Genomic DNA, 9,865 nt, shown 5'->3' on the forward strand with positions numbered 1-9,865 from the left:
CTCATGGCTGTTCGACACCCTGGATCGGACGATGCGGATGGAGCAGACCACCTTCGAGAATAGCGACGGTGACGCAATCGTCTTCCACGATGTGCGCTTTCCGCTGGCATCCGGGATCACCCCGAAAGAAATCACCGCCCGGCTGAAGACAGTCCCGGCTCTGCGACAGGAGAACGCGAAATTCTGGAACTGGCTTGGCGACATCCCGAAGGGAAGGCTCAAGGCCGGCAAATCTGGAAACCTCGCATGGGACACTTCCATGGAGGACGGCGCGCGGGTGGTGGGCAATGTGGAACTGAAGGGCCGCTTCCTGCACCTGTCGACCAATTCCGCCGCCCGAGCCGAAAAAGGAACGGCGCTGATGCAGGGGGCGCTGAACGATCTGGTTGAAAAGCCGCTCACCGAAATCCGTACCGTCGAGCAAATGATGGCCGAAAGGCCCGTCCACAAGGATACGGCTCGTCCGGAGCTGCCACCCGAGATCGCCACAAAAGTCGTTCATGAGTTTTGGACAAGCAGTATCGCGAAACCCTCGATCGTAATTACCCACGCCCTTGTCAGGGGCAAGAATCCCTGAATCTATGCGGAATGGATCGCGCTGATTTGCAGCGTCTGACGAAGGAAGAGTTGATTGATCTGGTGCTGCGGATGCAGCGGCCAGAGAAGACATCACGCACGTCGTCCAAGCCACCGTCGAGCGATCGCAAGGAGCGTCGGGACAGGGCAAAGCCTGGCGGCGCCAAGGCGGGTCATGAAGGTCACAGCCGCGCCATGAGTGAGGATGCCGATCGCATCATCGATCATCATCCCGACCAATGCCCTTGCTGCCGCGCCAGCCTGTCGAGCGATCTTCCTGCCGAAACCGTCAGCGAGCACGATAAGATTGAGCTTCCCGCGATCAGGCCTTTGATTGAGCGCCATCGGCGTCTGGCAGTCCGTTGCCCGTCCTGCGGCACGCTGGTCGTCGCGGCTGTGCCAGATGCGGCGAAGGGGACGCCGTTCGGGCCACGCGTGCACGCCGTAGCGACCTATCTCAAGACTTTCCAGGCCCTGTCCTACGAGCGCTGCAGGGCGCGTTCGCGAACCTTTTCGGTCTCACCATCAGCCAGGGCGGACTGATGAACATGTTGCGCCGTGCGCAGGGCGCCTTCGCGGCCGAGTGCGACAAGGCCGTCGCGGCGTTGCGCCGGGCCAAGGTCATCGCCTCCGATGAGACCGGCGTGCGGATCGAAGGAAGCAACGCCTACCACTGGGTGTTTCGCTGCCCCGAAGCGGTTGTTCATCAAGCGGCGCCAACGCGCGGCGCCGTCGTGGTCCGGACCCTGATGGACGGCCATCGGCCCGACGTCTGGCGTTCCGATCGCTATGCCGCGCAACAAGGGCACGCAAATGCGCATCAGACCTGCCTGGCGCATCTCGCCCGCGACGTCGCCTATGCGGACGAGGCAAGTGAGGACATGCTGCCCTCACGGCTCAAGCGTTGGCTGCAAAGGGCCTTCGCCCTAGCCGACGGTGTCGAAACCTTCGCCGCCTCGACCATCGCCGGCAAGCGTCGCGCCCTGGAGCTAAGTCTGAACGATATCCTCGCCACCACAACGTCGTGCGATCTGGCCCGCGACATCCAAAACAAGTTCAGGCGAGCTCGCGATCAACTTTTGACCTTTGCCCAATGGCCAGGAATGGTCGACGCGACGAACAACGCCTGCGAACGGGCGCTGAGACCCGCCGTCGTTCAACGGAAGATCACTAACGGCGCGCCATGTGGGCCGCTCAGGGCGAAGCCGACATTCGAACCGTCGTCGACACGGCTCGTCTCGCGCCGGGCACGAACCCCTTCAAAATCATCCTTCAAACCGTCAGCGCCTGAAATCCGCCATGACTGAGCCCGCGACCTTGATCTTCCGAGCCTCTCTTCGGGCACGGCTTATCGGGACATCGAGGTGTCGAGTTCGAGCACGCTAGCGGATCTGGCCGAAGCCATCATAGCGGCATTTGGCTTCGACATGGACCACGCCTACGGCTTCTATTCAAAGCTGACGGGAAAGCTGTTCGACTCGCCCCAGCGGTTCGAACTCTTCGACGACATAGAGGGGAGCGGCTCTCGCAGCGTGAAAGGCACGCGCGTCATCACGGCCTTCCAGAAGGTGGGCTCGGCAATGACCTTCTTGTACGACTACGGTGACGAGTGGCGCTTCCGCGCTGAAGTTATTGGAACAGGGCAGGCGCGGCCCGATTCCAATTACCCGAGGATCGTCAGCAAGATCGGCAAGGCTCCCCCCGCAGTACCCGGACATCGAGGACGAGTGACGACGCACTGTGCCGCATCGAGGGGGCGAGGGGGTGGGTAATTACCCTCGATCAGCCCGTCGGAATGCTGGGTAATATTTCCCCGCGCGAGGCCATCAAAACCGCCAAGGGTCGCGAGAAGGTCGCCGAATGGCTCAAATATCTTGAAAACCGTTCTTCAAGCCAGCCTGACCCCAACGATCCCATAGCGACCTATGATTTCCAGTGAATCTGGACCGAACTCGGTATCGAAAATCTTCGCCGATAATCGCTACCATTTATCTGGGTCCCTATAATGTACTGGAGCCGAGAAGAGCGCTCATCCTGCTTGAAGGCCACAGAAGTATTGGTCTAATATACGTGAAAGCAGCACGACGACTTGGTCTTAATCCAATTACCCTGTCGGCTTCCAACTGAGTACGACTATCTTGCGGCGGAAGGGATTGAGGCAATCCAAGTCGATACAGAAAATCTCGATGCATTAATCGACGAATGTTCCCACCTGCGTGCGAAGTATGACATCGCTGGCATTACCAGCTTTTACGCCCCTCGACGAGTCGCTCTATGCGACAGTCGGCAAGCTCTGCCGGCATTTCGATCTACCGGGACCGAACCCCGCATCGATTGAACGATGCTGCGATAAATTCGCTCAACGTCCGCTTCTCGCGAAGACCGGAGTGCCGATGCCTGATTATCGCTTGGCAGCGAATGCGACGGACGTAGAAAGGTCTGCTGCGGAGATCGGCCTGCCGGTGGTTGTTAAGCCAGCCGTGGGTACCGGCAGCAGCGGTGTCCGATTGTGCCGCAATGTCGATATGAATTAGCCGAACGCCCAGCATGCATGCACGATAGGAGGAACAAGCGTTGCAGGTTGCAGATTCGGCCCCGCGCGGACGTTACTTCATAGGCGATATATGGCGCCGATGTGTGTCAATCGGCGGGTAAAAGTCTTCCACGCCGGATCACACCGATGTGCCACGCGACGTCGCGAAGTTCGTCATCAGCCATGCGGCAGCCACGCCCTCGACCAGGGTCTCGATTGGCGCGGTCACTTTCCGCGAATGACAATGATGAGATACGCGCGCATTGTTGTCAGATAAATGGTTCGTGCAGGAGCACGCTTTTTTCGCACAGAGCTTACGATGCGCGCGCCGATCGACGGTTTCGTCATCAGGATCATGAGCCTCGCTTTCCGATAGCCCCGCCTTCAGGCAACGACCGGATCGTGTCGTTCGTACATGGCGCCCGGCCTGGTGATGATCGCCCAAGCCATGCGGGCGATCTTGGCGGCCAGAGCAACGGTCACCTTGTTAACCTGCATCTGCTTTGCGGCGTAAGCATCTGGTGAGCGCCGGGTTCAGTCAGGTGCGTTCGCGATGGTTGGATATGATCGGTCGCAGGATGTCGACGCCGAAGTCTGTGAAGGCCATTACGCCGTCGTTGTCGCTGAGGTGGTAGACCCAGATGACGCCATACTCAGGCTCCATGCCGTCGAGTTGGAGCAGGCGAGGGATCGAGCGGTCGATGATGGTGACGTTCGCGCCGAGGCCGGCCGCCATCTTCGCTGCATCCAGGCCGACAACGCCGCCGCCGAGCACGGTGACCTTGCCGGGCAGCGCACCGGGCACGCCGCCGAGCAGCACGCCGCGGCCGCCATTGGCTTTCTGCAGCGCGGTCGCGCCGGCCTGGATCGACAGGCGACCGGCGACTTCCGACATCGGCGCCAGCAGCGGCAGGCCGCTGCGGTCATCGGTCACCGTCTCATAGGCTATGGCGGTGACGCCCGAGGCCAGCAGGCCCTTGGTCTGCTCGGGATCCGGAGCGGGGTGGAGATAGGTGTAGAGGATTTCTTCGTCGCGAAGCTGGACCCATTCATTGGGCTGCGGCTCCTTCACCTTGACGATCATGTCGGACTTGGCAAACACATCGGCGGCCGTCTTTGGCGATCGTGGCGCCGGCGGCGCGGTGCGGACGAACGTCGCGTCTCCCGCTTAAGAGCATGCAAATTGACTCAGAATGGCATAGTTTTCAATTGACTTTGTGATGCCAAACATGGCAAGTGGATCAAAGATAATTCATTCTGACGGATTGAAGGATGCCCAACTATGGGGAGTTGGACAGAATGCGGGCTCTTGGCCCCGCGAACCCCCTCCGGCACCGGTGAAAGAGGCGCAGGTGAGGTATTCTGCGCTGGACCTGTGAATGGGTGAACGGTCTACTGATCGGGATTTTTGCACCGATCGTATTACGCGCAGCGTGTTCAGCAGATTCCTAGGCTGCGATCTTTAGGGGAGGGCTTCATGAGCGCTTGAACAATCATCATGGCGAGCGGTCGACCCGGCATCCCGATGGGCAGAACGATCGACAGCGTGCGAGGCGATCACATTTTTCCTCGCGCCCATTTATCACCCGGGCGGGTGCTTTAGAGATTGCTCGGAATGAGCGTCGGATCAGCCGATCGGTTGAAATCTGTGGTGCGGAGCAAGCCGTAACCATGGTTAGGAACTTCAACATAGGGGAATGATGCATAATGAACAAGATCCTGACTACTATCACAGCAGTGGCATCGCTTGTGTCGGCGGTTTTCTCTGCCTCAGCTCATGCCGGCGAGGTGCTTGACCGGGTGCTTGCAGCGAAAACGTTGACGGTGGCGGTGGGAACGGACTGGGGTCCGGCGTCGCACGTGAACGAGAAGCACGAACTCGATGGCGACGAGGTGGAGATCGCCAAAGGTATCGCGAAGTATCTGGGTGTGGATGCCAAGTTCGTAACGCCAAGCTGGGACATCATCGCGGCTGGCAAGTGGCAGGGGCGCTGGGACATGGCCATGGGCAGTATGATACCGACCAAGGCCAGGGCAGAACTGTTTGACTTCCCGGCTATCCTCGGTTGGGGACCGATAGTTGCCGTCGTTCACAAGGATAGTAAGGCGACCAAGCCGGCGGACCTTGAAGGCAAGGTGATCGGCATGGTCGCTGGAGGCGCTTACGAGGCTTATGCCAACCACACTTTTACACCGGGCTGGGAAAACGCGAAGCCTACAACGTATCAGTTCAAGCCGGGCGAAGTGAAAATCACCACCAGCTCAAATATTGCATTTGATGACCTGCGTCTCGGCGACGGTGTTCGTCTCGATGCGGTGCTTACCGACGACGCAACAGCGCGCGCTGCGATCAAGGGCGGCTACCCATTGAAGATCCTCGAGCCGGCACTGCTCACCACACCAGGCGCCATTGCGATCCTACCTGGCGACAAGGAGTTCCACGACAAGATTGCGGCTGCCGTCAATGCTATGAGGGATAATGGCACGCTCACCGAGCTTTCGATGAAATGGTACGGCGTGGATTACACCTTCGAAAAATAGAACTGGGCAAGGTGAGACGGTCCCGGCTTTGCCGGGGCCGCTATGTCGTAGAGGACTTCCCCCATGCTTTATTTAGATACAGTTGAATCCGAGGTGCTTGTCCACAAGCCTTGGTTTGTAGCCTCGATCTTTGCCGTCGTGCTCGCGGTCTTTCTCATGATCAACCTTACGGGCACCACCTTCGGCGAACTGATGCGACCCGTCATCGGCGACCCGATGCAAAGCGGCATCTATGGGCGTGTCGCGACCGCCATTGTGATTGCAGTCATGTTCTGCCTCAATCTCGTTCTGATCGGTTTTGCTCCGTTGAAGGTACAGATCGGCATCGTTTGGATTGAACTGCTGGCCCTGTTCTTTGCCTTCTTCAAAGCATTTAACCTAAGCATGCCATTCATCTGGGAGAATCTGCCATACCTGATCACGCAGGGGGTAGTGACCACGATCTACGTCTCGGCTGTTTCGCTATTCTTTGCGTCCGTGATCGCAATCATTGGAGCGGTCGCAAAGCTTTCGAGCAATGGCTTCGCCTACGCGATCGCCAATTTTTACACATCCTTTTTTCGCGGTCTGCCGCTGCTCATGCAGATTTACCTGATCTACCTCGGACTGCCGCAACTGGGTATCGTCCTCGATGCCGTTCCTTCCGGCATATTGGCACTGTCGCTTTGCGTCGGAGCCTATATGACGGAAATCTTCCGCGCGGGTATCCAGAGCATCGACCGCGGCCAATGGGAAGCGTCACGATCTATCGGGTTCGGCTTTGGCCTCACCATGCGCAGGATCATCCTGCCGCAGGCGCTCCCCGTCATCATCCCGCCAATGGGAAACACCTTCATCTCGATGTTGAAGGACAGTTCGCTCATTTCGGTTCTCGGGGTGTGGGAACTGACCTTCCTTGCTCGTACGATCGGCCAGCCGACCTTCCATCACATGGAGATGCTGGTAACAGCCTCGATTATCTATTGGATCATGTCCGCCTGTCTTGAAGTGGGTCAATCACGGCTGGAGCGTCACTTCGCGAGGAGTAAAGTGCGATGAGTGTAAGCAACCTAAGTCAGTTGACAGGCCTTGATGGAGGCGATTCCTCGCAGGCGATGGGCAATGTGCTTCGCGTACCACTCTCATCCCAGGAGTCTTCCAGTCAGAAGCAGGTGCCAATGAATGCGGACAAAATTATCGAAGCGACGAACGTGTCCAAATGGTACGGCACCTTCAGAGCATTGACTGATGTCAACCTCACCGTCCGCAAGGGCGAACGCATCGTCATCTGCGGCCCCTCCGGATCCGGGAAGTCGACGTTGATCCGCTGCTTCAATCGGCTGGAGGCGCATCAGCAGGGCGAGATCGTCGTCAACGGGATCAGGTTGTACAACAAAATGCGCAACGTGACCGAAGTTCGCAAGAATGTCGGCATGGTGTTCCAGCACTTCAATCTCTTCCCCCATATGACCGTGCTGATGAACTGTATGGCGGGTCCAATGTGGATCAAGGGCGTGCCCGAAGCCGAGGCCAAGAAGACCGCGCTAAAGTTCCTGGAGCGCGTGCGCATTCCAGAACAGGCGAACAAATACCCCGTTCAGCTGTCTGGAGGACAGCAGCAGCGTGTTGCCATTGCCCGCTCGCTGTGCATGGAACCGGCCGTGATGCTGTTCGACGAGCCTACCTCGGCTCTCGATCCGGAGATGGTCTCGGAGGTGCTTGAAACCATGACAAGTCTGGCGCGCGACGGCATGACAATGGTCTGCGTCACCCACGAGATGGGCTTTGCCCGCGCCGTCGCAGACCGGGTTATATTCATGGATTGGGGCCAGATCGTCGAAGAAGGCAAACCACACGACTTCTTCACCCGTCCCCAGCACGATAGAACAAAACTCTTCCTCAGCCAGATCCTGAAGCATTGATGATTTGAAAGACCCATCATGACGAAGCTTCCGAACGAATATCCGGATTTCGGTCTGACGCCGCAGCAGCGGCAATTTGCTGTGCGCGGCCGCTATTATGAAATGCCGGGCATGGACGGGGATCATGGCGAGATCTGGTGCTACAGCGATCGGTTTTCCTACCGGCCGGGCGAGACCGTGCTGCTTCAGGTGACTTCGACCGCGCCGCGCGTCGCTCTTGAGATCGTGCGCGACGGTGCGGACGAGACGCGGGTCTTCGAGAAAAGCGGCATCGACGCACGCTGGCAGGACACGCCGGCCGAGTGCGGGGTCGAGGGCAGCGGCTGGGAAACGACCTTTGAGTTTAAGGTTGGGGCGGACTGGCCGTCCGGCGGCTACCGTCTGAAGCTGACGGCGGAAGGCAAAGACGGTCGACCAATATGTTGTCAGCACATCGTCATTGTGCTTCCGAAAGCAGGCCGAAAACCGGGCCGCATTCTGCAGGTGGCAGCCACCAGTACCTGGCTCGCCTACAACACTTGGGGCGGAGCCAACCATTACGATCTTTATTCGCCCATCGTCTCAACGCAGCGCCCATGGGGCCGCGGTTTTGTGGTACTCCCGTCGCAAGCGCCGCGCGTGCCTCTCGAAATGGTGCCGCCGCCCAAGACCGTACCGCGCTATCCGCAATTGGAATGGGCCTACGCCACCGGGCACTCCAAGAAGTACCCCGCCGCCGGATGGGCCAGCTATGATAGGCACTTCTTCCGCTTCGCCGAGCGCGCAGGGTATGCGGTTGACCTCGCAAGCCAGCACGAACTGCATTTCTCACCAGAGATCCTGCTCGATTACGACTGCGTCGTGTTCGTCGGCCATGACGAATATTGGACTTGGGAAATGCGCGACGCCGTTGACGCGTTCGTCGACCTAGGCGGCCACGTCGCCCGCTTTGCCGGGAATTTCGGAACCCAGATAAGGCTGGAGGACGAGGGGCGCCGACAGGTCTGCTACAACAAGGACACCAGGGACAAGGCGGCCGGGGACCCGGTGTATGGCAGCGGCGACGTCAGCCGCGCCACCACTTCATGGGAGGCGCCAGAGATCGGTCGGCCAGGTTGCAAGACCTTCGGCTTGAACTCCAGCAATGGCTGTTATGCCGGGTGGGGAGGCCTCGCGCCACGCGGCGTACGAGGCTTCCCCATCTATCGGCCGGACCACTGGGCCTTCGCCGATACAGGACTGTATTACGGCGACCTTCTCGGCGCGGAGAGCCACATATTTGGCTATGAGCTCGATGGGCTGGACTACGAAATCCGCAACGGGTTGCCCTACCCCACCACTATGAGCGGCGCACCGGAAGGGCTTGAGATCCTTGCGGTAGGAATGGGCACCTTCGTCGAAGAAGGCCGCCATTTGCGACCTGAAGATACTTGGGTTGGGGACTCTGACGGTCGCTCCACCGCTGAGTCGGTGTTTGGCGAGGCGAGTGACGCGAATCTCGAAAAGGTCAAGCGCGGCAGCGGAATGATCGTGAATTTCAAGCGCGGCCAGGGCGAGGTGTTTCACGCCGGCACCTGTGAATGGGTGGCTGGCCTTCTCAGGCATGACGCGATGGTCGAATGTGTTACCCGCAACGTGCTAAACCGCTATCTAGGCCGCAAGTAAACGGGGATTGGACTAGCAGTGGAACACGTCGATGTCATTGAAGGCGGTGTTTCGGCGGTCTTCTCCGATACGCAAACCCAAGCACTCGGAATTTTTAACGGCCGCGCCCACCGCGAAATCGTATCCGCATCAATTGGCAGGCGAGACGGCTTAACTTTCACAAGAAGCCAGAGATCCCCCGCAGAATAACTGGCTTCAAAGTAGAATTTTCTCGGCATCAAACCGGAGCGTTAGCCACCAACACATGGGGAGTGGCGTTGGTGCACGGATCTTTTATTGGTGTGGGTTTAGGCAAGCGGTAACCGCAATAGCCTTTGCGCGTAAGCGCTCATTTCCATGCGCGTTGACGCGGCCCGTTTGACGGGGTCGCTGTCAGACGGCTGCATCGGATCATGCAGCGGCGGTTTTGGCGAAGTTGAAGGGCAGCAGGTCGGTGATGTCGGCGTCTGTGGCGCGCTGCGGCAGTTCGCTGAGGACGTAGCGCAAGCAGGCCAAGGGCTCGACGACGCCACAGGCGCGGCAGGTCAGCATCAGGCTGTATATGACGGCGCTGGCCGTGGCTCCATCTGACCTGCCACCGAATTTTCATCCAGCGGCAATTAGAGCCTCGGCGGGTTGTACGCCGTATGGCGCGGGTTGAGCAACGGGCGATCGGCGGAGCTGGTCGGGG

General features: G+C 59.0%; 6 protein-coding genes and 4 pseudogenes. 8 read left to right on the forward strand and 2 right to left on the reverse strand.

From position 1 onward, the window contains the following. Positions 1–37: 37 nt before the first annotated feature. From NKI25_RS35415 to NKI25_RS35430, 4 genes and pseudogenes are all read left to right on the forward strand, one after another. Positions 38–577: a hypothetical protein gene (locus tag NKI25_RS35415; RefSeq protein ID WP_353000784.1), complete on the forward strand. Its 540-nt coding sequence runs from the start codon at positions 38–40 to the stop codon at positions 575–577. Between the two features lie 11 nt (positions 578–588). Further along, a pseudogene (gene tnpC, locus NKI25_RS35420) lies at positions 589–1,867 on the forward strand (IS66 family transposase). A gap of 73 nt (positions 1,868–1,940) precedes the next feature. Beyond that, positions 1,941–2,348 (forward strand): IS1096 element passenger TnpR family protein, encoded by a 408-nt coding sequence (locus NKI25_RS35425; protein WP_353000786.1) that lies wholly within the window; start codon positions 1,941–1,943, stop codon positions 2,346–2,348. Positions 2,349–2,586: 238 nt separating this feature from the next. Further along, a pseudogene (locus NKI25_RS35430) lies at positions 2,587–3,101 on the forward strand (ATP-grasp domain-containing protein); the annotation flags it as partial. 675 nt (positions 3,102–3,776) lie between these two features. Here the strand turns inward: NKI25_RS35430 and NKI25_RS35435 are convergent. Beyond that, positions 3,777–4,214 (reverse strand): annotated as a pseudogene (locus NKI25_RS35435) (NAD-binding protein); the annotation flags it as partial. Positions 4,215–4,816: 602 nt separating this feature from the next. On the opposite strand from NKI25_RS35435, the gene NKI25_RS35440 reads away from it, so the two are divergent. The 4 genes from NKI25_RS35440 (at position 4,817) to NKI25_RS35455 (ending at position 9,195) form a co-directional block, all read left to right on the forward strand. After that, positions 4,817–5,650 carry a transporter substrate-binding domain-containing protein gene (locus NKI25_RS35440; protein WP_353000789.1) on the forward strand — a complete coding sequence of 278 codons (834 nt, stop codon included), beginning with the start codon at positions 4,817–4,819 and terminating at the stop codon, positions 5,648–5,650. A 63-nt stretch (positions 5,651–5,713) separates the two neighbouring features. Then, a complete protein-coding gene (locus NKI25_RS35445) occupies positions 5,714–6,688 on the forward strand; it encodes an amino acid ABC transporter permease (protein WP_353000791.1) in 975 nt (324 codons plus the stop codon). A 119-nt stretch (positions 6,689–6,807) separates the two neighbouring features. Next, positions 6,808–7,551: an amino acid ABC transporter ATP-binding protein gene (locus tag NKI25_RS35450; RefSeq protein ID WP_353000794.1), complete on the forward strand. Its 744-nt coding sequence runs from the start codon at positions 6,808–6,810 to the stop codon at positions 7,549–7,551. An 18-nt stretch (positions 7,552–7,569) separates the two neighbouring features. Further along, complete coding sequence (locus NKI25_RS35455) at positions 7,570–9,195, forward strand: N,N-dimethylformamidase beta subunit family domain-containing protein (protein WP_353000792.1); 1,626 nt, start codon at positions 7,570–7,572, stop codon at positions 9,193–9,195. 390 nt (positions 9,196–9,585) lie between these two features. Here NKI25_RS35455 and NKI25_RS35460 read toward each other — a convergent pair. Continuing rightward, positions 9,586–9,777 (reverse strand): annotated as a pseudogene (locus NKI25_RS35460) (transposase domain-containing protein); the annotation flags it as partial. Positions 9,778–9,865 lie beyond the last annotated feature (88 nt).

The sequence above is a fragment of the Mesorhizobium sp. M0808 genome, from assembly GCF_040320025.1.
GTDB lineage: Bacteria > Pseudomonadota > Alphaproteobacteria > Rhizobiales > Rhizobiaceae > Mesorhizobium.

Bases quoted from the DNA above. Each gene is read 5' to 3' on its own strand.
- NKI25_RS35415 (WP_353000784.1), top strand. From the start codon at position 38: ATGGAGCAGACCACCTTCGAGAATAGCGACGGTGACGCAATCGTCTTC.
- NKI25_RS35440 (WP_353000789.1), top strand. From the start codon at position 4,817: ATGAACAAGATCCTGACTACTATCACAGCAGTGGCATCGCTTGTGTCG.
- NKI25_RS35445 (WP_353000791.1), top strand. From the start codon at position 5,714: ATGCTTTATTTAGATACAGTTGAATCCGAGGTGCTTGTCCACAAGCCT.
- NKI25_RS35450 (WP_353000794.1), top strand. From the start codon at position 6,808: ATGAATGCGGACAAAATTATCGAAGCGACGAACGTGTCCAAATGGTAC.
- NKI25_RS35455 (WP_353000792.1), top strand. From the start codon at position 7,570: ATGACGAAGCTTCCGAACGAATATCCGGATTTCGGTCTGACGCCGCAG.